Genomic DNA, 23,157 nt, shown 5'->3' on the forward strand with positions numbered 1-23,157 from the left:
TTCAACAAATTCTTTAGAAAGTTTTAATATTTCTCTATACTTTGAATCTGCAACTTTAGCTTTATAGTAGATTTTTCAGCAGCACACGGAGTTACTGTACTAAAACTATTACAAACATATTAGTAACGGTTAAGCTTGGAATATTCATTTCAGGTCCGATAAGAATTAATAAATATACATTCCTTATATTACCTACCACAGCTAGTATCACACAACTTTGTCTTAGTACAACTTGTTCAATGTTGGCATGGTTGCACATAGTTTTCTGTTCTCTTACTTACTCTAAGAAATCTATTTCTTCTAATTCGCTTAGAGATAGTAGTTGCATTTTACTTAATTTTTTCAGCAATTTTTTTAAATATATAATTTGAATCTAACCCATATTTAATTATAAGGAGATATTTAATTAAAAGGTGTTTTCCTTTGCATAACTCTTTGCTTAATATAACTAATTATTGAATTTATAGTTTAATATGTAAAATATATTGTGTAGTAACTATAATTTTATTATATTAGAAGAATATAGAAAATATATAAGTAATAGTATAAAATACAATATATAATAGAAACAATATATACACGAAGGAGAATGAAAATGAGAAAATTTACTTTATTACATTTATCAGATTTACACATTGATAATGCTGATGATCCTAATTTTGCGATTGCTAGAGAGTATTTAAAGAACGATTTAATAAAAATAATTAAAGAAAAAAGAAAGCAGATAGATGCAGTTGTGATTAGTGGAGACATAATAAATAAAGGGAAGTTACAATCATATGATTTAGCTAAAAATATGATTAGAGAAATAATTGATATAGCAGAGTTATCAGCTGATAAGGTACTAATTGTCCCAGGAAATCATGATATTGCTAGAGATAATATGGTGAAGGTATTATATGAAAATCTAAGCGAAGAAGATTTAAATGATATAAATTTTATTAATGATAAGTGGCAATACTTTAAGTTAAGATTTAAACCTTATTTACAATTCGTTAACGAAGTACTTAATAGAGAATTTATACAAGAAGACAATCCTTTTGAAATAAGAGACATTAAGCTTAATGATGTAAAAGTCAGATTTATATTATTAAATACTTCATGGTTATCATTTGGAAGTGATGATTTTGGGAAGCTTTTAATAGGAAGATGGCAGTTAGAGAATTTAACTGAAAAAATTAGAAAACTAGACAAATCGGATTTTTGTATTGCAGTGACACACCATCCGTTAGAATGGCTAACACCAGATCAAAAAGAGCTTGTAGATAATTATCTTAGAGATGAAATGAAGCTTGGAGTTAATGCTATTCTTCATGGACATATACATAATGGTAAAATAAAAATGGAGTCAAACCCAAATGGAACCCTGGTATCATTAGTGTCTGGAATAGGATATCCAGAAAAAGATGGCAGAGAAAGTGGACAACCTAAGCTTAGTAAATGTAGATATTCTCTATATACATTTGATTTGGATAATAATAAAGTAGACTGTTGTTGTAGAATATCAAATAAAGATGGTAGGTTTATGCCAGATAATGATTTATATTTTAGTGAAGCTGAAGATGGTAATTATACATTATTATTTAATAATAAACTTGGAAATACAAATAAAGAAATGTTAAAAGATAATGATAGCTTTAATGAATTTGAACTAGATACTGTTCCAGTAACAGCAGGTTGGACTGGTAGAGAAGTGGAATTAGACAAACTTTCTAATAATAGATGTTCAGTTGCAATTATTTCTGGAGTTGGTGGACAAGGCAAATCTGCATTAGCAGCTAGGTATTTGCGCGAATTTGCAAGAGGTCAAAATAAAAAGTATAAATTTGGGATATGGGTCGACTGTAGAGAATTACCTGAAACTATACATTTAAAATTAGTTCAACTACTTGAGGTTATTTCTGATGGAGAAGAGACGGCAATAAAATATAAAGATGAAAAAATAGAGGACACGATAAAAAGATTTTATAACCACTTAAAAGCAAATAATATATTAGTTGTATTTGATAACATAGATGCGTATGTAGATATAAAAAACCAAGAGATAGTGGGCGATTTATCAAAAGTTTTCAATAAATCGTTGGATAATGAACATGACAGTTTTATAATAATGACTTGCAGAATACCAATATCTGATAATAGAGCAAATTACTTGCCTATAAATTTAAATGGACTTTTAGAGGATGATGGAATTAAGTTTTTTAAAAGTCGTGATATAAGGATTACTTCAGATGAAGATATATATTATTGTAAAAAAATAATAAGAAAGACCAAGGGGCACCCGTGGTGGTTAGGATTAATTGCAGGTCAAATTAAGGTAGGAAAAACATCATTAAAGAAATGTGCGGATGAATTTAGTGAGTACTTAATAGGAGAAAATCCAAAAGTAAATGGATATTTCAATGGAATTTGGGAAGGAATGAATAGTAAAGTTGATCAAATATGCAAGGAAATGGTAAGGTGTTTGGTTGAGGCCCCTAGGCCGCTTGATGAAAATGATATTATTTTAACAATCAGTGATAAAATTAATTTTAAAGATATTAAGAAGTCTCTAGATAGATTGAAAAGTTTAGGATTGCTAGAATATCATGAGGATGCTAACTCTGACAATATGTTTTATCAAGTTCATCCATTAGTAAGAGAATTTATTCATCAAAAATATACTGTTAGTGATCAAAGGCCGTTTGTTTATAAGTTGTTATGCTTATTTTTAAATGCAAAAGTTGTGAATGTTTTATTTAATAATTTTGAAAGCTTTGAGAATGAAAATGTGGAGATTAAATATAGTAAGGGACTTTTAGATTCATTGGAGACATGTTTGAATTCAAGAAATTATGTTGAAGCTTTGGGTTTGATTTGTAACTCTTATCACCTGTTGGTAAATGGTGGGTTTCATGTTGAGTTTGTATCAATAGGCTGTAGAATATTGAAAGAGATAGATTGGGAGAAAGAAGAAGTTACTACTAATTTTAGAAGAGCTACGTTTCTTTCAAATTTGTTAGATGTTCTTTCAGTTATAGGGAATAAAAATGAACTAAATATATTTTTACAAAGATATAAGAATTTAGCTAAAAGTAGCACTATTCCGTATTCACTATACTTATCGACTTCGATGTTTATATATTGGAGGCTAGAAAATTATGATGAGGCTATTCACTATATGAATGAATATGATGAATTAAGTGAGTCATATAGCGGTTTATGGACATTTAATGATCTATCGTGTACAAAAGGATTGATCTTAAGAGATTCAGGAAAATATGAAGAGGCACTTGAAATATTTAATACTTTAAAGAAAGATTCTTCTAATTGTGGCAATATAGGAAGATGCTATCAAAGAAAAAATGAATATGATGAAGCGCTTAAATACTTTAATGAATCTTTAAAACTTTTATATAAAGAGGAAAATCTAAACTCACTAACCAATAGGGGATATGCACTTTTTTGGATAGCTGAAATTATGTTTGAGAATGGGAAATATATTGAAAGTTACTTATTATTATATAAATCAAAACAGATTTGGAGAAAATATGCTCCTGCATTATTGTCAAAACTAGATGATTTAGATGAAAAACTGTTACAATATAGAAATTTGGAAAAGGTAGATGAAAAATCTGAACAGTTTTTAAAGTCATTATTAAGAGAATAAAAATAAAGTTATAAAGTAGCTTAGGTACTTTATGACGAGTTTGTGTTATACATTTTATGGTAGTTAATGATTAAATTCAAGGTTTATAATGGAATTATGTCTATGTTTTGGACACATTAAGTAGAACTGAGTAAAATGTTGTTCAGTTAAGAAGTGATATATACAATATGAGTAAGTAAGATAAAAGATGTTTCTATTAAAGGAACATCTTTTCTATTTAATAATATTAAAAATAGATGTTAGCATTTTTAATCTATATTATGTTAAAATTATACATAAAAGGACATTTCTAAGATGGGTATTATATGAAATATGATATAGATAATGTGGGGGATTTATTTTATGCAGAAGTGTAGATATAATGGTACACCAATATATGCCTTTAATGTTAAAGGTAAAAATGAGACTATTAACTATAGTATTGAAAAGCAATGGAAAAAAGCTGGTGAGATGAACGAGCTAATATGTGATGAGTGTGAGGCTTCTGTTATCTTTAGATGTGGAAAAGTTAATATACCACATTTTGCCCATAAATCAGATTTTCAAGGTGGAAATCCCTGTAGTTATAGTGACGAAACTGAAGAACATATTGAAGGCAAGAAATTGTTATTAAATTATATGAAGCTGCTTTATCCAGATATTTATGCTGAAGTAAGATATAAATTACCTGAAAGAAAAAGAGCGGATTTGTATTTTAAATTCGAAGATGGACAAGAACTTATTATTGAATTTCAAAGGCAGAGATTGAGTGTTAGCTATTGGGACAATAAGAGAGAATTCTATAAGAAGTTAGGCTTGAATAATATTTGGTTTCTAAGTGGTAAGAAAGAAGATCTAGAGGAGTTAATTCGAGAGTATCAACTTACTTTCTGGAATAGGATGATTCTAAATGATTCAAATAATACTATATTGTATTTGGATGTTGAACAAAAACAAATTACTATAATTAAAAAAGTTACAGTAATAGATAATGACACTAATGAATTAATATATGACAAGCTTTTTAATAGGACATATGGATTAACTGATATTAAAATACTTCCTGATGGTAGTATAGAATGTGATTTTAATGCTTCTTTTAATACTGAAAGAGATAAATTTGTTCAAGAATATTTAGAGAATAAAAGACGAGAAGCTGAAGAGAGAGAACGTCTTAGAATTGAATTAGAAGAAAAAAAGAAAAAGAGGCTTGAGGAACAAGAAAGAAGACGTAAGGAAGAGATAGAAAAGTTAGAACGATTATCTCAAGTAGCAAAGCAGAATACATATACCACAGACAGAACGGATGCTTGGAGTGATATTGGATATAGTCGAAAAAGTTATAGCTCTGATACATATAAGCAAAAACCTAAGAAAAGTTATGAATATTATAGTAGAAATGATGATTATTACAAAGATAAAGTAAATAAAGCCATAAGTGGTTATAAATTTGGTATAGACAATTTAGTTAGGATCTTAACCCAATGCGGATCGTCTGAATATAGCACTATAAAGAAATTCTTTGAGGCAGAAATAAATAAAGGTAATATAAGAGCTGAAAATGTATATAGGGAAGTCCTTAGATTATCAGGATTGGATTAAAAACCTTATAACTATACTTAGAAAAAAAATAATACCTCCTTCAAAAATATCAGTAAGTTTGCCAACCACTAACATTTCAAAGGAGGTATATCCATAACCTAAAATAATATCTTTTTAAATACCAAATTGCACTACAAATACCACTCAATTTAAGAATACGCATTGCTTGTCTATCTTCAAGTCACTCTTTAACTTAGCCAGTATACTAGTTTTCATTTCAAATACCTTATAATAGGGAATCTTGCTAAAATCAGAGTACTTCTTCATAGAATAACCTTTATAGAAAATATATTTCACAAGGTCTTTTTCTTCTTCAGTTAAGGTATTAATCACAGAGTTTATCTGTGATTTTACTTGCTTTTGGTAGATAATATCCTCAACAAAATTCATATCATAGCAAGTTACACTTTCAAGGGTAGCGTCAAAGGTTACTACCTTAGATCCATCAGTTTGCTGTCTTCTTACGGATTTTCTTATAAGGCATTTAACGGAGTTTTGTATAGCGTTTGTTGCATACGCTACAAATCTATGCTTATTAGGTTCGTAAAGTTTTATACAGTTAAATAAAGCTTTATAGCACTCATTTTTTATATCTTCAAACTCATATCCGCTTACAAAGGATTTCTTACATAGGTTTAATATTAAGGGGTCAAACTCTGAAATTAAATTTTCTTTAGCTGCTTCATTATCACTCTTACAAAGTAATACTAGATTTTCAACATATTTATAATTCATAAAATATCACCTCTTAACTAAAATATATGCCGGTCGGCATATATCTAAGGAAAAGGAGGTAGATATTTATGAAAATATCAAAACTAGCAGTAGATATAGGCCACAATGTTCAGTTTGACGGGGGAGCAGTAGGCATAAGGTCAGAAAATGAGCTTAATTATGAAGTAGGAACAAAGCTTATAGAAAAATGCAGAGCTGCGGGGCTTACTGTTATTAACTGTACTCCAAGTAGTGCAACTAGTCTTTATGATTCCTTGAATCAAAGGGTTCAAGCAGCCAATAGTAACAATTCTGATTTCTTTATTTCCATTCATCATAATTTATGTACTGGAGGGCATGGATCTGAGATTTTATGTATTCCAGGTGGACGAGCTGAAGGTATAGCTAAAATTATTCTTCCTGAGATCTCAAAGTTAGGATTTACAAATAGGGGAGTTAAGGCAGGAAATGATTTGTTTGTTCTAAAGAACACTAATATGTCTGCAATACTTATAGAATGTGCTTTTTGTGATAGTCCTGTTGATATGAATAATTATAACCCAGAAACCATGGCGGAGGCAATATTTAAAGGGATTTGTAAGGCTTTTGAAATTAATGCATCGGAGCATTGTAGTCCTTCTGAGCAAACTAATTATTACACAGTAGTAAAAGGTGATACCTTGTCTTCAATTGCTAAAAGCTATGGAACCACTATAAGTAAATTGGTTCAACGGAATAATATAAAAGATGCTAATCTAATTGTGATAGGACAGAAGGTAAGAGTAAATTGATTAGAGCTTTATTAAAGATGAAACACTTCAATCCGAAATCTATATTTAAAACTCCTCTGGGTTCTGAGAGGAGAATTTGAAAATATAAGTTCAATTATGAAGTGCTTCATTTATATAGGACATAATTTTATGGCTTTTTGACCATCTTAGTATAAATTCAGCTGACATTAGGGCTCACCCATTGAAAAATAACCAAAACTGTTGCAGTAAAGGATTATTTTGAAACGGGTGAGCCCTTTCTCATTTCTAGCTATGGTGAGAACGAACTTTTGTGAGTTTGAAAAGAAGTTTGATTAAATGAAAGTTGCGGACTATACTTTATTAAACTCAATTCCTTCAGTATATTAACTATAATATCCTTTTAATATTATGCTTTCATTATCATTATAAAAGTCTTTTATTCTTTCAATATGTCTTTGTACAGTGTTGATTGGTATTTCATTAATGCTAAAATAATTAATATCATCTGCCTCATCTGACAAGGATAAATTACCACCTACTTTTTTACATAAAAAAGATAATATAATATCGTCTTCAAATGTTTTGCAGTATACACCTTGAAGTTTTATAACTTCTACATCCAATCCCACTTCTTCTCTAACCTCTCTTATAACAGCTTTCCATGGAGTTTCACCTTTTTCGACTCTCCCGCCAGGCAAATTCCATAAATCCTTATCGGTTCTATGACATAGTAAAAATCTATTATTCTCATCTAGAATTAATGCAAATGCTCCGATAGTAAACATAATATTTTCCTTTCATTACAACTGATAATCTATTTTTTACTTAGTTCTGAATAGGCATCTGCCAACCATGGATGTATAACTTTAAGTTTTGAACTATCATTCCATAGGTATTTAAAATATGTAAGAGCAGCTAATTCTAATGAAATATTCACTGTCCTTTCAATCTCATTGATATATGGAGGTAATCCATCTTGATCCCATTCTATCTTATCAGCAACAAACAAAATCTTGTCCAAAATAGAAGCGCCAGCTTTAAGTGTTGTATGGCATCCAATTGCACTAAGTATATCTGGCGATTGAATATTAAATATTTGTTGTGACATTATCACAGATATCTTTTGATGGATAATTAATGGTAACTCTTCCTCTTCAGGAAGTATATTAATTTTTAGAATTTTAGAAATCTCAATTCTTTTGTCATTTGGGTATACCCCGCCTATATCATGTAGTAAACCTGCTGTCTCAGCCAAACTTTCATCAATTCCGTATTGTCTAGCTAATATCTTTGCTTTTTTAGCAACTCTTTGAGAATGCTCTGCAATTCTAGTTCTATTATGTTTAATTAGTAATCTATTTGAATTCTCTGCTAAATCTGATGTAAAGGTCAAATCTTTTATTAGATACCCAAAAATCTCTTCCAACTTTATTATCCTTTCTAAAAAGTTTGTTTTGCGTTATTTTGCTGTTGTGGCTTAATTATTAAAAATATTATACCATTAAACTCCTTTATATGAAAATTACACCTTTTCATTTTACTATTTATAATTCATTAGAGACATAGTTTAATTAAAACTTTCTTCATAGACTGTATTTTTGATTAAAGAATCTTAGATAGCAAAAAATTGTAAGAAAAAGTTAAGAAAGATGCAGACTAAGTTGTAAGAATTATGCGATATAGTATTTATATAAGTAAATTTTGGGGTTTTAAAGTGAAATTTTAAGAGAAATGGGGAAGAAAATGAAGATAAGAGAAATTGAAAAATCTGATGCTGAAAAATATTTAAAATTGCTATTAAATTTAGACAAAGAAGATAATAAAATGGCCACTCAAGTATACAAAGCACAAGATAATATTAAGAAATTAGAAATGGAGATAAATTTTATAAACAAAACTAATTCTAAACTCTTAATAGTTGAAGATTCAAAAAAGTTTGTTGGATATCTTTCCATAGAAAGAGATATTATGAATCGAAAGATAACTGGATTTCTTCATGTAGGGCTATTAGAGAAGTATACAAATAAGGGGATAGGGACTAAATTAGTTGAAGTTGCTAGTGATTGGTGTAAGGACAATGATATTCATACTCTTTATTTGCGTGTAAGAGCAGATAATACCAAGGCAATAGCATTATTTAAAAGAATGGGGTTTATAATAGATGGAACTGTTGCTGAGGAACTTAAAGAGACAGATAGTGAGTATGATGAATTACAGATGTTAAAACCTTTAAAAGATGCTAGAGTGAACCTCAAAATAAGATCAGCATAAATCATATGAGAGGATTGTGGGGAGAGTATATGAATTATTGTGTGAAGTATAGAAATAAAATTGTGGAAAGCCTGAAGTGATTTGCTTCAGGCTTTTAATTTAGGAAGTGACCTATTTCATGAGTGTACATAATTTTTTTAGGATACTTCAAAGCAATGTTTTTGAAAGGTGAATGTTCTTTTATTCGTTTTTTGTCATAGAAAACAAAGTTTATAAGCTCTTTATCACAATCACTAATTTCATTCACAAAATCTTGAGTATTGCTATTGTAGCTTCTGATATATGTTTGATCTTCAAAATGGGGATTATCCTCTGCAAGGTGATTTACAAATATCTCATCCATTATTAAAGTCTTATTTCCTTCTGAAATTAACCGTTTAAACCTTAATTTAATCAAGTTATTTATATTATGTTTAATAGCATTTGTTGTATAAGCTACAAAACTATGATTATCACAATTGTAATAAAAAATGCACTTGAACAAAGTTTTATAGCATTCATTTTCTAAATCTTCTCTTTCGTAAAGATAAAGCATTGATGTTCTGTACAATTTTTTAATAAATGGTGTAAAACCAACCATCAACATTTCTTTGGCAGTTAAGTCACCGCTTTTAGCAGCAATAACTAAATCTTCAATTTGTTCATAATCCATAAATATAACCTCCTAAAATAGTTTTCAGTATAAGTAACAAAAGAATGTGAAGTTTGTCATTAAAACTGTTATATATAATATGAAAACATATATAACATATGAAAAGGTTAAAAAATAGATAAAGTTAACAAGAGATGTGAAGTTTAATGCTCGATTTTTGATTAACAGAAAGAAAATAAAACGATATTTTATATAACAAGAAGCAAGAATGCCTTGCAAAAGATATAGCAGATTGTGAATCAATATAGTATAGGATTAAGCATTGCGGAAGATGAGAAGATTATATTTCGGATAAAGCAACTTATCTTTTACTAGATAGAGTACAAATGATAAATAAAATAATTACATAATAATCATCTATCACCTAAAATAAAAAAACTTTCAACCAGTTAATAACTACCCTATGTAAACTTACCAGCTAGCTCGTTGTTTTTATACAAGTCCCATGTTTTATAATTATCATTAAATTCATCATTTGGGGTGGCATACCTAATAAAATTACTTTCATAATTGTAAATATCACTTCTAAGTACATAAAAAATAACTTTAGACTACTTTTATCATAAAAAAAGTAAATTGGACACTTTTTTCTATGATAATCCTACTGATATTAAAGTGGCGCCTAAATAAATACTTACAAAAAAATTCTTCTATGAAAAGTTTTATATTATCTAAGTTTTATGCTAGCCCGTATTTAATGGAAAACAAGTATATAATTTCTGTGTGAAAAATATAATTAAAAGTTAATGAATACTTCTTATACATTAGTTTAGATAATAGAATAAAAAAGCAAATAAAAATTAGGAAAAAACTATGAAAATAATAAATAAGGTTAAAAATGATTATAAATTAATATTAAAAAGATTCGTGAATAGCATTATGGGAGATTATGTTAAAAAAACTTATTAATTTATATGAGTTACATAGGCTGTTGCTACATGTACCTAGCTACGGTTTTAAGATTATAAAATGTATGTTTTTATATAATTTTAACAATAATTATATAGAAACAGTCATTTATTAAAAATAAAAAAGTGAAAATATACAATTTGATATAAAAAATGTTGATAAGCTCAAATAAGTATGATAATATACCTATAAATGGATATAATGTTAAAGTTACACATTAACGTTGTGTTCCGTTAGTTTTAAATGGACAAGCGTTAGCTTGTTTGATTAGCATATACGGGGGGTGATAATATGGTAGATTCAATAACAAACTCTATAGTAGATATGAGAAATATGGCTTTAAGTAAGTATGAAGCTTGGTTTCTAGTATTATTGGCTGTGCTTTTGGTATTAGCAGCTGTTTTAATTGTTGCAATGACAATTTGGTGTGTTACTCATGGTCATGGAACCTTCACAGGAAATTATAGCTGGAAAGATTTCTGGACTTTAAATGTAAAATGTCAATGGTAGGTTAATATGTAGATATTGGAGATAGAAATATCTCCAATATCTATATATTAAGAAAAATTTAAAATAATATAATATTTGATAAAGTTAAAAAATCAATGAAATAGAGTAACAAATATATTGTACTCAAAATTAATTATTGTGTATTTTAGCAAATATTTAGTTCGTAATTTAATGATTGATTAGAAGTTTAGTTTGTTTGCAAAATAAGATAATTTTGGTGTGTAAATTTTTAAATAGAAAAGAGTGATAATAAGTAAATTGTTGGATGATAACCATGGAACATAATTCTTAGTTTTTAAATGATCATACTAGGATATAGCAATTTATCAATAAAAAGTATTTGATCTAATGTTGATAGATACTTTATATACAAAATATAGAGGAGTGGGCGTTAATGAAATCAGTTGCAATAAAGTCGCTATTTATAGCCATAATCTTTTATCCGCTTATAGTCATTGTTATTTCAATATACAATATGTTTAATGACAAGTCTTTTTCATTTTTGGGATTTAACTTAATTCTCCAATTAACAGGAAATTCTGCTTCTGCAAGCCTGAATATAAAACCAAGTTTTGCAGTTTCTATATTAGGAGCCTTTGTTATTAGTTTCATATTATTATTTATGTATAAAACTATTAATGAAAAGGGGAAAAGAAATGCTAGTTGAAGTAAAAAATATAGATAAAACATATAGAAATAAAAAAAAGGCACTAAACCAAGTATCATTTAATTTGGATTTTGGTAAGATTGTTGGAATAATTGGGCCAAATGGATCAGGAAAAACCACATTAATTAACTGTATGCTTGGTAACTTGAAATACGATAATGGAGTAATCACATGGCATGAAAATTTAAAGAGTAATAAAAAGTTCTTTTTCATACCTGATGAAAACATTCTGCCTGAATTACTTACAGGAAAAGAGTATTTAGAATTTTTGATGAAGTTGTATGGAAAAACGACTAAAGACAAAATTGATTTGCTTCTAGATATATATGATATGCAAGAGGCGAGTACACAATTGATTGGGAGTTATTCTTATGGAATGAAAAAGAAAATACAGATTATAGGTGCATATTTATTGGAACCACAATTATTAGTTTTAGATGAACCATTCAGAGGATTAGATGTAGAAGCTATAATAACAACGAAAGAACTTTTAAGGAAGTTTATAAAACTTGATGCAACAATACTACTATCTTCTCATGATATGCTCTCATCTGAACAAGTTTGTGACCAAATAATAATGTTAAGTGAAGGGAAAAAAGTGGTGGATGGAAATCCCAAAAAGGTTATTGAGGAAAATGAAGTAAGTAATTTAGAAGAATTATTCATAAAAATAAATGGCAAGAGGGTATTGAATGATGTTTAGAGAATTTTTTATTGTTTCTAATTTTGTTAATAAACTTCTTTTTAGAAATATAAAAAAGATTTATGATAAATATAAATTTTATACTTTGGTTTTCTCATTAATTTTTATCATATTATTATTGTTGTTTTCTGTAGTTTTAAAAGATTCAGTTAGTGGCTTGTTTTCTGCTTATGTTACAGGTGGAAGTACAACAAATATATTTTCTCTGATGAAGGCAGTTGGTATAAACACTAGTATAATTATATCAATTTTTTATTTTCTATTAAAAATGCTTTCTCCAGAAGAGGATAATGTTGAAAAGATGTTATCGAATTACGGAGTATCTTATTGGATTAGAAATCTGAGTATAAATTTAAGTAAGTATACATGGATTATTATAGGATGTGATTTAATTTTATTATCACTGTATTATCCAGCAGTATTAGAATCATTGCTGACAACAGGTTTTAAGATTACTTTTCTTGTATATATAGTAATTCAAACCATTTTTTATATAATATGTCTGGACATAGTATATAATTTTTCTACTTATGTATTTTATAAAATTGGCATTAGCTATTATAGGCAAATTACAAACTATTTGTTGGTTGGTATATCAATATATATTTTTTCAAAAATCTTCGGTAATGCTAATCATATTTACTCAATTGATTTTGACTATAATATCACATATTTTTGCTCACCGATATTTTTACTTTTTTCAGCTGAATTGAGAAATGTTGTGGAAATTAATAGTATCACTTATATTTGTATGCTTTTCTCTATTTGTATAATATTTATATTGTCCAATCTAGTAAAAATTAAGGACAAGAATTGTAAAAGAGCTAGTAGGTTATCAAATAAAATCCCGTTTCTTTTAAATGAGAAAGCAATAATAACAAAAGAGATAATAGAATATTTTAGGAATAGTGATAATATATCTAGTTTTGTCTGTTCAATTTTAATATTGATTGTATTAAAGCAAGTGGTTCATTACAGTTTTGATAGTATGTATGTGGCTGAGGCAATTTTAGCAATCCCAACAGTTTCATTATTTTACTCTTTTGGGAATGAGCCAAGTATGAAATATATCTATAAGGCAGTATTAAAGGATTCTTATAAAATGCTTATTTATAAATATATTGCAGGTTTAGTTCTGGTTTTTTTACAGTGTTTTATTATATCTCTATTTTTTAGAAGCGATATGATTTTAAGTAACATTGATATCATAATATTATGTACGTTAGTATCTACTTCAGTTTTTTCTTTTTTAGGAACTGTTTTTCCTTATAGTCGAAAAAGCACTTTTGGTTCAACAGCAGTGATATGTGCTATAATTTTGTTTTTAATTCCATTAGTTATGATCTCAATATATTATGTACAACTTTATACAATATCAATAACTTTAGTAAAAATTGCATTACTAGTGGTGTGGGTTTTGTTACAATCTTTAGCTATTTGGCTACAAAATTGTAAGCTATTTAAAGAAGAAAATCTTTAGAACAAATTTGATATAAATGAAGATCCATTTGGTTTTAAGTTTTTAATATATATATCTTTATGATGTTTGATATTTTCACCGCGTTATTATGTATTGTTAGATTTCTTAAGTCAATATTTGCTTTTGTATATTAGTAACTAGAATATACTTATATATGTAAATTAAATTTGAAAATAAAATGAAGATAGGTAATTTTATGATAAAGTGTTTAAAAAAAGATAAAAGCATAATTATTTCACAATACATTATATATGATTTGGCCTTAGAAAAAGAATATAGTGTAACAGGTGATGTGAATTCAATTAAAACAATTAGCTCAATTAATCGAGAATGTATGATAAATATTGAATATGATTCAGTTTTGGAAAAAATTTTTAGAAGATTTTCGCTTAATTATGTAGAAAGATTTGAGATTAAAGGGTTTAGACTTTATGAAATATTTATTAGCGTAATGGGAAAAATGACTACTTTTTTTTCTCCTATTATAACTGTATTTACGGCAGTATTATACTTATTAAGCAATAATATCTATTTTTCTTTAATTATAGCTGCATTTTTCTTTAACTTTATTATGATATTATCCTTACATGAGTCATTACATTTATATCTGTTTAGGAAATATAAAAATAAAGAATTAGGAATTTTGGCTTGGAAAAATATGAGTATATCTGTCTATTTACCAAATCTCCCAATGAGCAATAAGAATAGAATTCTAATTTCTATTGTGCCTGCAATAACAAATTTCATAATCGGAGTACTACTATTTTTAGTTGTATTTTTTGTGAAAAATGAGATTGTTCAGTTTTGTGTTAGAGTGTTTTTTATTTTTCCATGGATATTCAACATTTTTAGTATAATACCTCTAGCATCTGATGGAAAACATTTGATTTCAGCGATTAAATCAATAAAACATAAAAACAACGATAAATAATAGATTCTGGTATTTTGGGGTGTACATTAGAAATTACCGATTCTAAATAATTTACGTTTATTAGGACAAAAGGAGCTGTAAGGAAATGAAGAAGAAAATTGAAGTTTTAAATGATAGTAAGGTAGTATTTAGTGGATATGTTTCTAATATTCCAATTAGAGAATCTGTTGTGCTAAGCAAATGTATTGAGTTATTTGATGATGATGACCCATGTATAATAAATAAAAGTTATGCTATTAAAACTATAACGTTAGATATAGAGAAACTTATTGATAAAATTTCTAATAAACAAATAGAAATATGTGACTACTATGACTCTATATTAAATTCAATTGATATTGAGAGCCTAGATGAATGCATTATTCAGAAGATAAACTAAATTTAAAGGGTTAGATGTATGTTTTGGGAGGTAAATTATGAGTGACAAGATCTATCTTGATTATGCAGCTACAACTTTTATAAGACCTGAAGTCATTACAGAAATAAATCCTTATTTAAGTGAGTTTTATGCAAATCCCTCATCTTTATACTTTGATGGAAGACAAAATAAAATTGCTATAAATAGAGCTAGAAAGAATGTTGCGGAGCTTATAAAATGTAATAAAAATGAGGTTTTTTTTACTAGCGGAGGATCTGAATCGAACAATTGGGCCTTAAAAGGGATTGCTTTCGCAAATAAATCAAAAGGAAAAAAAATTGTTACTAGTGCTATTGAGCATCACTCAATATTGACCACTTGTGATTTTTTGTCAAAAAATGGATTTGAAATAGTTTATTTACCTGTAAATAGTCAAGGAAGAGTGGATCTAAATTTTCTTGAGAACTGTGTATCTAAAGATACCTTAGTTGTCTCTATAAACTATGCAAATAATGAAATTGGTACGATTCAACCGATGAAGGAAATAGCAGAAATATGTAAAAAAAATAACGTTTACTTTCACACTGATGCTGTACAAGCTGTAGGGCATATTGATATTGATGTAAAAAATATTGGTATTGATTTACTCTCTATGTCTTCACATAAAATTTATGGTCCTAAAGGATGTGGAGCACTATTTATAAGGGATGGCGTTATATTAGACAATCTAATCCATGGAGGAAAACAAGAGAGTTTTAGAAGGGCTGGCACAGAGAATGTTACTGGTATAGTTGGATTTGGAAAGGCTGCTTTGTTATCTAATATTGAATTACAAACTGAGAAAATAAGGTTGTATGAACTTAAAGAATATTTTTTAGATAAGTTACTTAATGAAAATCCCAATATTATACTTAACAATCCAGATAAATTCAACACCTTGCCTAATAATATAAATATTTCAATTCCAGGAATTGATTCACATGAAATGCTATTAAAGCTTGAAAATAGGAATATCTATGTATCCGCAGGAAGCGCTTGTACAGCAGGGAACATCACAGGATCACATGTATTATCTGCAATCGGATTAGCAGAGGATTTAGCAAAATCAGCAATAAGAATATCATTAGGATTACTTACAACAAAAAATGAGCTTGACTATGTTGTGGAAGTTATAGGGCAAATAATAAACGAAAGTATTTGATCTATTATTTGTTCGATTTTTTTATAAAGAATAATAAAATAGGAGAAATGTGAACAAATGTCAATAAAAAATGTCAAATCAATTTTTAAAGGTGGAGTGATTGCTAGTTTACTTATTATAATTGGAATTCTAGTTTATACTAGCATAAATCAAATTTCAGGAACAGCAAAAACAAAAGATGATAGTAAAATTAAAATTTCAGATGAAGGAATGGTTTATGGAAATGTAAATGCTCCTGTAAAAATTATAGAATATACAGATTTTAGATGCGCAAGTTGTAAGAAAAACCATGAAACTAATGCAGACACTATAAAACAGTATATAGACAGAGGAGAAGTTGTATATATACTGAAGCCTACAAATGATGCTGAATATATGAAATTATCAGTAAGCGAAGAAAAAGATTTTAACAATCTCTCTAAGTTATATGGTAGCACATATAATTCTGACACATCAGAGCAAAGTAATAAAACTTTATTAGATGGACAATTATATGAAAAAAAATTAGGTGTAGTAAATAAAATTAAAAGTGAAGTAAAAGAGTTAAATCTTGAGATGATTCCAACTACATATATAAATGACACTAAGTTTGTAGGGATAATAAATAAAGATGACTTAATAAGGACAATAGATAAGGAACTTAAAAAATAAAGTGTTTTTGGTTGAGAGGTTAGGATGCTATTATGAAGAAGAAGAGAATTTTATATAGTATTTGTTTTAGTTTGATTTTAGTTTTAAGTATTTTAGTTAGCAGATCGGACAAGGTAGATGCAGTTGCAAAAACAACAACAATTACTGGTATCTACTTTTCAGTACCGCTGTGTGGAGAATGTATAGAAGATAAAAAAGTTCTTAATGAAATTTCTTCTAATTCAAGTATTCTAAAGCTGAAATATAAATTTAATTTTAAAGAATATAGTTTGAATGAAGATCAAAATTTAAAATTGCTTCAGCAATATTATGAATATTACAAAGTACCTAAAGATGAACAAAGTGTTCCTATTCTTTTTGTAGCTGATAAGTATTATAAGGGTAAAGATGAAATTAAAAATTTACTGCCTAAGTTATTATTAGATGAAAACGTAAAAGAAACACCTGTATTAGGAAAGTCTGATAGTATTAATTACTTTTCAGTAAAAGATACTTTGAGTATATTCGTGGTTGGATTGCTGAATGGTCTAAACCCATGCTCAATTTCAATGTTGTTATTTTTCTTAACGATTATAAATTCTAAAAATGCTGGTATAAAACGAATGGGGTTTGCTTTTGTAGTTGGTAAGTTTATTACATATTTACTATTAGGATCACTTCTTTATAGTAGCATAAGTAAACTTAATGTTGGATATTACAAGGTTGGGCTTAAGATAGTGTTCATTTTATTTTCAAGTTTATTGATATACCTTAATATGAAAGATTTTTTATCTATTAAAAAAAATGATTATAAACATATTAAAAATCAATTACCAAAAAAGGTTCGTTCATATAACCATAAGTTAATCAATAATTTGTTAGAAGGTAAAAATAGCTATATTCTTATACTTTTATGTTTTATAGTAGGTATTGCAGTATCAATTGGAGAATTTATGTGTACTGGACAGATATACGTAGCAACTCTAGCTTATATGGTAAGGTCAAGCACTCAATTTTCGTTAATAGCCTTTTTTCAACTAATTATATATAGTAGTGCATTCTGCATTCCACCATTAATAATTACACTACTAATAGATAGAGGAACAAGTATCTTTGATGTATCAGATATAATGAGATCTAAGCTTCATTATATTAAATTGGCTAATTCAATAGTGATAGCAATATTGTGTATTGCTGCAGTTATATTTTTCTAGATTATAATAAGGCAGGCGAATGTTCACGAACTAATAATTAAAATAGGATTAGGATTTAATGTCTTAATCCTATTTGTAGTGTGCCCGGCATGGGAAACAACTTGGAGGTGTAAGTACGCTGTGGGCTTTTTAGTGGTAGCTACTAGACAAGGGCAAGGGGGTCTATAGTGAGATAGAATATGAAGGAAGCACTAGGCAAAATCTCATCCTAAGGGACACAGACTAATTTGCAAATTATTCAAAAGTTTTAAAGTATTTAAGGTTAGGAGTAACCTTGAGGAAGTTAGAGAAAATCTGGAATTCTACACATCTAATATATAATTTTACAGCAGACTCAATATATGTTAGTTTATTATTTTTCCGCAATCGGGTTAAAAACAGTCCATAATTAGTTATAATAAATCTAGAGTAATCGTCACATAAAACCTCAGTACCTAAAACTTTAACTAGTTATATTAGTACTTTTCTGAAAGGGGAGGAATTATCATTTTCATAGCCTATGATTACAGCTCCTGTAATTCCAATTAAATCACCCAATTCTTCAGAAGTAAAATTTTATAAATTTTCTTATTCTGATGAGTAATGTACCAGTTTATTTCAATTTGTTTTCCACAAACTTAAAAACAAAATTTTTTGTAAGCTTGCAATAGTGTGAAGCGTGCATATAAAATTATGAGTAAATAGCTTCGTATAAGGTTTTTCTTAAATTTATCACATAAAATAAAAATTTTTGATGGTAGTTAGTAAGTTTCCTTTATAAACTCATTAATTAATTCATTATTTTTATACAAATCCCATGTCTTAAAATTATCGTTATATTCAACATCTTTTGCGCGATCATACCTAATTATATTACCTTCATAAGAGTAACGATCATCTCCAAGTTTAATTTCTATTAAAATTCTAAGCCCTTTAGGATTAGAATTGCTAGGAAATACTAATTTTTTTAAGGTTTTATCACTCATTGCAAAATCATCACTAATATTAAAAATATTGTCCATATATTTTTTAATCTCATAACTTGAGCTTTTCTTTAACTTATAGTCAAAGTAAAGACTTCCTTGAAAATTATAAATCTTACAACTGGATATAAATACGTTTTCTTTTTCTATTTGCTTAGTAAAATCATCAACTTCACGGGAAGTTATATACTCCCTACCTGGTGGAAGGAAGAACTTTACTACTGGATAAAGTGATAGAATGAATAAAAATATAGCGGCTAATATTAAAACCTTTAATTTCATAAAAAATCTCCTAAAATTGATGATATTATAAATATAACAATAATTACAGTAACTTACAATTTGATTATATAAATGTAGTAAGAACTTATTCATTATAATTTATGGAGATTTGACTTAATCATTGAGTTCTACGAAAAATACGAGTCATTTTTTATTGAACTTGGTAAAACCCAACCGTGTCGCTGCCATTAATAAAATAAAAAAGCAAAAGCCAGTTGGAGTAAAACTCTAACTGGCTTTATGTTTCATTGGGACTAGATGTTCTTTTTATATTTCTTAGTGTCTTAATAATAAATTGGACAATTACTACTGATAGAAAAATAAAAGTCCAGTTTAAAAAAGCATCTCTATATGCGTTTTTAGAAAGCTCACCGATAAATCCGATACACCAGACTGTCAAAAAGATACATAAAATCGAAGCTACGTACTGAACAAATAATTTTACCCATGAGTTTCTTATATTTAAATATCTAAAAATCCCATAAAAACAAACTCCGATGAAAGTGAATATAGCTCTGATTAAGATATGGCCATTTGTATCACTTGTTGCACCGGTTAATAACTGCCAGGATGAGCTAACTAGGGTTACCACAGTAAAAATAACAGTAAAAAGTAAAAAAGAATTAATTATTTTCTTCAATAATAGATTACCTCCCTTAAATATGGCTACATTATGTATAAAGTTCAAAGATTAATTTTCAATCTATGTTTCATCACGACCTTATATATAAATTGTAGTATTATTTTTGAGTATTTCCTTTATAGTGAAAAAAGAAACTATATATTATAAAAAATGTATATACTCTTAATATGTAAAGTAAAAAGTGCTACAAGTTTGATAAAAATTGACGTGTATGTAATTAATTGTTAAAATCGTAATGGGGTGATGGTGTGGTATACGTTATGATGTTAGAAGACATAATGATGATAACAATTATTCTATATACAGTTAATTACTATAAGATTTCTATAAAAACCTATATTTATATATATATCTGTAGCTATTTATTAAGTTGTCTACTGGTTACTAGGTTTCAAAGCCTTATTGTAATGGGGGTAAGTGTTATTATATTTATTTTTTTAAGTAGAAACATGAAAAAGATACATGCACTATTCATAACGCTGAGCACTCTATTAACTTGTTTTTTTGCTAACATTATTCAGTTGATAATTTGTTATGGAATTTTGAAGATTGATGTATACAGTGCTAGAAGTTCTTTTACAACCTACAGTCTTTTAATATTTCTTGGTACTATTATCAGTTTAATTATCGCAATAATACTTAGAAAAGTTTTAAAAAATAATATGGACAAACTAGCTCTATCTAAAACGAATAAAGAGTATATATTTATGGCGTTGGCTCTTTTGCTGACCATAGTTATTTTTTATGTTAATTACATTGTGTTTAATAGAGATAATGGGTCATCAAATGAAAAGATGGTACTTAATCTATTATTATATTTTTTATATTTTGGAATGCTGATATTTATATATAAGACAATGAAGGAAAGTATTACAAGAAAATTAGAAATCGAAAGTAGAGAAAATGAATTAAAAAACTTAAAAGAGTATACCGAAAATATAGAATCTTTATATTCAGAGATGAGAAAATTTAGGCATGATTATACAAATATCTTAGCATCTTTAACTGGATATATAGATAATAATAACCTTGATGGCCTTAAGGAATATTTCGAAAAAGATATACTTGGGCTAAATGAAGCTTTTGAAAAAAGAAATGATAATATAGGTATTTTAAAGAATGTAAAGATTATTGAAATAAAGGGATTAATTGCATCTAAGTTAATTAAAGCCCAAAAGTTAAATATAGAAACTAGAGTGGAAGTAGTAGACCCTATTAATAAAATTAATATCAATATAATTTCTATGTGCAGGATTCTTGGAATTTTATTGGATAATGCAATAGATGCAGCACAGGAGAGTTTTGACAAACAGATAGCAATTGCATTAATAAATAGTGGAGATTATGTGGTTTTAATAGTTTCTAACTCTGTACCGGAGAATGTAGCACCAATTCATAAAATTTTCAAAAAAGGATTTAGTACAAAAGGTGAAAATAGGGGAATAGGTCTTTCAAACCTAAAGGAAATATTAAGTGACTACAGTAAAGCAACCATTGAGACTAAAATAGTTGATGGTGTATTTACTCAAACTTTAAAAATATAGGAGATGATTTAGGTGTTAAAGGTTTTTATTTGTGAAGATAATAAGGAACAATTAATGAATTTTAAGAAAATAATTAGTGATGTACTTCTAATAGAAAACTTTGATATGGAACTAGCTTTAGCAACTTCATCTCCATATGAATTGATTGAATACATAAATGGAGGAACTATATCAGGAATTTATTTCTTAGATATTGATCTTCATTCAGATATAAATGGCATAGAACTAGCAGAAAAGATAAGAAAATTTGATCCTAGAGGATTTATAATATTTGTAACCACTCATGCTGAGATGAGCTTTTTAACTTTTACATATAAAGTTGAAGCAATGGACTTTATAATTAAAGATAATTATAAAAATATCAAGAAAAAAATTCATGATTGCATAAAGAATGCTCATGAGAAATACTCGCATAAAGCTGGTATAAATAAAGTGTTTAGCATTAAGTCTGATGATATGATTATAAATATAGATTATAATGATATTCTTTTCTTCGAAACCTCGACGTCTATTCATAAGGTAATAGTTCATTGCATGGACAGGCAGATTGAGTTTTATGGAAAGATGAAGGAATTAGAAGATAGACTAAAAGACGATAATTTTTGTAGGTGCCATACTTCATTTATAGTCAATAAATCAAAGATTGAAAAGATAGATAAAAAGAATAGGGAAGTCCATATGATTAGTGGAGAAGTATGTTTAATATCAACCAGAGGATTAAAGGGATTATTATCTAATGTTTAAATAATAGGCTATGTTTTAATATAGTATTGAAATATAGCCTATTAAAAATTATAGATTGGATTTTCCACTTTAAGCCATTTTATTGAATTGAGTTCATCAACTCAAAGAAATATTTTGACTCTTGGGTTTTATAAAGATTGTACCAGGAATCTAGGGTTTGCGGTAAGAATACATCTAGAATTTTCAGTATATGCAAAGCAAATTCAAGGGGAGCTATTCCAGAAGCAGTAATCAAACTTCCATCAGTTACTACACATTCCTGCTTATAATACTTTTCTCCATAATAGCTTGGGCAGACCATTTTAAGATACCCCAAGTCATTGCTTGTATGAGCTCGTTGATCCAATACTCCCCCCATAGCAAGTCCTATTGTAGAACCACAAATTGCCCCTACAACAATACCTTTCTCTAAATATTTTTCAGCCATTCTTATAATGGGAGCATGAATTGCTTCTGTCCATGTATTCCCACCAGGTAGAATCAAAGCAGCAGTATCTTTAACACTACACTCCTTAAGTTCAATATCTGGCAATATTTTCAGACCTCCCATTGTAGTAATAGGGGTCTTGGTAATTCCTACGGTTACTACTTTTAGCGGCATTAATCCCTTTTTGTAGTACCTTCCCGAATTGATTTCAGTGCTTAAATAACCTATTTCCCAGTCTGCCATTGTATCAAATACATAAAGATATACTGTATTCCTCATTATCTATTCCTCCACATTAATTTTATTGTTGCTATTTGTTACAGGATGGTCTCA

The 23,157-nt window shown here is 28.0% G+C and carries 23 protein-coding genes; 15 read left to right on the plus strand and 8 right to left on the minus strand.

Annotated elements, in window-relative coordinates:
* Window positions 1–91: 91 nt before the first annotated feature.
* Window positions 92–259: a hypothetical protein gene (locus OCU55_RS04440; protein ID WP_261851094.1), complete on the minus strand. Its 168-nt coding sequence runs from the start codon at window positions 257–259 to the stop codon at window positions 92–94.
* A gap of 336 nt (window positions 260–595) precedes the next feature.
* Between OCU55_RS04440 and OCU55_RS04445 the strand changes: the two genes are divergently transcribed.
* Both OCU55_RS04445 and OCU55_RS04450 read left to right on the plus strand, forming a co-directional pair.
* Window positions 596–3,649, plus strand: a complete 3,054-nt coding sequence (locus tag OCU55_RS04445; RefSeq protein WP_261851095.1) for a metallophosphoesterase — start codon at window positions 596–598, stop codon at window positions 3,647–3,649.
* A 342-nt stretch (window positions 3,650–3,991) separates the two neighbouring features.
* Complete coding sequence (locus OCU55_RS04450) at window positions 3,992–5,230, plus strand: competence protein CoiA (RefSeq protein WP_261851096.1); 1,239 nt, start codon at window positions 3,992–3,994, stop codon at window positions 5,228–5,230.
* 144 nt (window positions 5,231–5,374) lie between these two features.
* Here OCU55_RS04450 and OCU55_RS04455 read toward each other — a convergent pair whose 3' ends face one another.
* Window positions 5,375–5,965 carry a sigma-70 family RNA polymerase sigma factor gene (locus OCU55_RS04455; protein WP_261851097.1) on the minus strand — a complete coding sequence of 197 codons (591 nt, stop codon included), beginning with the start codon at window positions 5,963–5,965 and terminating at the stop codon, window positions 5,375–5,377.
* A gap of 68 nt (window positions 5,966–6,033) precedes the next feature.
* Between OCU55_RS04455 and OCU55_RS04460 the strand changes: the two genes are divergently transcribed.
* Window positions 6,034–6,735 (plus strand): N-acetylmuramoyl-L-alanine amidase, encoded by a 702-nt coding sequence (locus OCU55_RS04460; protein WP_261851098.1) that lies wholly within the window; start codon window positions 6,034–6,036, stop codon window positions 6,733–6,735.
* A gap of 344 nt (window positions 6,736–7,079) precedes the next feature.
* Here OCU55_RS04460 and OCU55_RS04465 read toward each other — a convergent pair whose 3' ends face one another.
* Entirely contained in the window at window positions 7,080–7,481 is a 402-nt protein-coding gene (locus OCU55_RS04465; RefSeq protein WP_261851099.1) for an NUDIX hydrolase, read from the minus strand.
* 29 nt (window positions 7,482–7,510) lie between these two features.
* Window positions 7,511–8,122, minus strand: a complete 612-nt coding sequence (gene yqeK, locus OCU55_RS04470; RefSeq protein WP_261851100.1) for a bis(5'-nucleosyl)-tetraphosphatase (symmetrical) YqeK — start codon at window positions 8,120–8,122, stop codon at window positions 7,511–7,513.
* A 317-nt stretch (window positions 8,123–8,439) separates the two neighbouring features.
* On the opposite strand from yqeK, the gene OCU55_RS04475 reads away from it, so the two are divergent.
* Window positions 8,440–8,967, plus strand: a complete 528-nt coding sequence (locus tag OCU55_RS04475; protein WP_261851101.1) for a GNAT family N-acetyltransferase — start codon at window positions 8,440–8,442, stop codon at window positions 8,965–8,967.
* 94 nt (window positions 8,968–9,061) lie between these two features.
* Here the strand turns inward: OCU55_RS04475 and OCU55_RS04480 are convergent, their stop codons facing one another.
* On the minus strand, window positions 9,062–9,619 hold the full coding sequence (locus OCU55_RS04480) for a helix-turn-helix domain-containing protein (RefSeq protein ID WP_261851102.1): 558 nt from the start codon (window positions 9,617–9,619) through the stop codon (window positions 9,062–9,064).
* Between the two features lie 1,200 nt (window positions 9,620–10,819).
* Here OCU55_RS04480 and OCU55_RS04485 point away from each other — a divergent pair.
* From OCU55_RS04485 to OCU55_RS04525, 9 genes are all read left to right on the plus strand, one after another.
* Entirely contained in the window at window positions 10,820–11,038 is a 219-nt protein-coding gene (locus OCU55_RS04485) for a hypothetical protein (RefSeq protein ID WP_261851103.1), read from the plus strand.
* Window positions 11,039–11,432: 394 nt separating this feature from the next.
* Window positions 11,433–11,705 (plus strand): hypothetical protein, encoded by a 273-nt coding sequence (locus OCU55_RS04490; RefSeq protein ID WP_261851104.1) that lies wholly within the window; start codon window positions 11,433–11,435, stop codon window positions 11,703–11,705.
* Window positions 11,695–12,408, plus strand: coding sequence for an ABC transporter ATP-binding protein (locus OCU55_RS04495; RefSeq protein ID WP_261851105.1), 714 nt, complete (start codon window positions 11,695–11,697; stop codon window positions 12,406–12,408). The genes OCU55_RS04490 and OCU55_RS04495 overlap by 11 nt, the downstream gene beginning before the upstream one ends.
* A complete protein-coding gene (locus tag OCU55_RS04500) occupies window positions 12,398–13,888 on the plus strand; it encodes a hypothetical protein (protein WP_261851106.1) in 1,491 nt (496 codons plus the stop codon). Before OCU55_RS04495 ends, OCU55_RS04500 begins: the two co-directional genes overlap by 11 nt.
* Before the next feature lie 196 nt (window positions 13,889–14,084).
* Complete coding sequence (locus tag OCU55_RS04505) at window positions 14,085–14,819, plus strand: hypothetical protein (protein ID WP_261851107.1); 735 nt, start codon at window positions 14,085–14,087, stop codon at window positions 14,817–14,819.
* Window positions 14,820–14,904: 85 nt separating this feature from the next.
* Window positions 14,905–15,198, plus strand: coding sequence for a hypothetical protein (locus OCU55_RS04510; protein ID WP_261851108.1), 294 nt, complete (start codon window positions 14,905–14,907; stop codon window positions 15,196–15,198).
* Window positions 15,199–15,235: 37 nt separating this feature from the next.
* Complete coding sequence (locus tag OCU55_RS04515) at window positions 15,236–16,378, plus strand: cysteine desulfurase family protein (protein ID WP_261851109.1); 1,143 nt, start codon at window positions 15,236–15,238, stop codon at window positions 16,376–16,378.
* 57 nt (window positions 16,379–16,435) lie between these two features.
* On the plus strand, window positions 16,436–17,029 hold the full coding sequence (locus OCU55_RS04520) for a DsbA family protein (RefSeq protein ID WP_261851110.1): 594 nt from the start codon (window positions 16,436–16,438) through the stop codon (window positions 17,027–17,029).
* Window positions 17,030–17,061: 32 nt separating this feature from the next.
* The gene (locus OCU55_RS04525) at window positions 17,062–18,222 is read left to right on the plus strand and encodes a hypothetical protein (protein ID WP_261851111.1); all 1,161 of its coding nucleotides are present in this window, start codon (window positions 17,062–17,064) and stop codon (window positions 18,220–18,222) included.
* Window positions 18,223–18,962: 740 nt separating this feature from the next.
* Here the strand turns inward: OCU55_RS04525 and OCU55_RS04530 are convergent.
* Together OCU55_RS04530 and OCU55_RS04535 are read right to left on the minus strand one after the other, a co-directional pair.
* Window positions 18,963–19,466: a hypothetical protein gene (locus OCU55_RS04530; protein WP_261851112.1), complete on the minus strand. Its 504-nt coding sequence runs from the start codon at window positions 19,464–19,466 to the stop codon at window positions 18,963–18,965.
* A 238-nt stretch (window positions 19,467–19,704) separates the two neighbouring features.
* Window positions 19,705–20,106, minus strand: coding sequence for a DUF6608 family protein (locus tag OCU55_RS04535; RefSeq protein ID WP_261851113.1), 402 nt, complete (start codon window positions 20,104–20,106; stop codon window positions 19,705–19,707).
* A 251-nt stretch (window positions 20,107–20,357) separates the two neighbouring features.
* Here OCU55_RS04535 and OCU55_RS04540 point away from each other — a divergent pair, with 251 nt between their 5' ends.
* Both OCU55_RS04540 and OCU55_RS04545 read left to right on the plus strand, forming a co-directional pair.
* A complete protein-coding gene (locus tag OCU55_RS04540; protein ID WP_261851114.1) occupies window positions 20,358–21,653 on the plus strand; it encodes a sensor histidine kinase in 1,296 nt (431 codons plus the stop codon).
* A 12-nt stretch (window positions 21,654–21,665) separates the two neighbouring features.
* Entirely contained in the window at window positions 21,666–22,397 is a 732-nt protein-coding gene (locus OCU55_RS04545) for a LytR/AlgR family response regulator transcription factor (RefSeq protein ID WP_261851115.1), read from the plus strand.
* A 79-nt stretch (window positions 22,398–22,476) separates the two neighbouring features.
* On the opposite strand, the gene OCU55_RS04550 is transcribed toward OCU55_RS04545, so the two are convergent.
* Window positions 22,477–23,103, minus strand: coding sequence for a type 1 glutamine amidotransferase family protein (locus OCU55_RS04550; RefSeq protein ID WP_261851116.1), 627 nt, complete (start codon window positions 23,101–23,103; stop codon window positions 22,477–22,479).
* Between the last annotated feature and the right edge of the window lie 54 nt (window positions 23,104–23,157).

Origin of the sequence: Clostridium folliculivorans (genome assembly GCF_024341905.1) — a bacterium.
Taxonomy (GTDB): domain Bacteria; phylum Bacillota; class Clostridia; order Clostridiales; family Clostridiaceae; genus Clostridium_AR; species Clostridium_AR folliculivorans.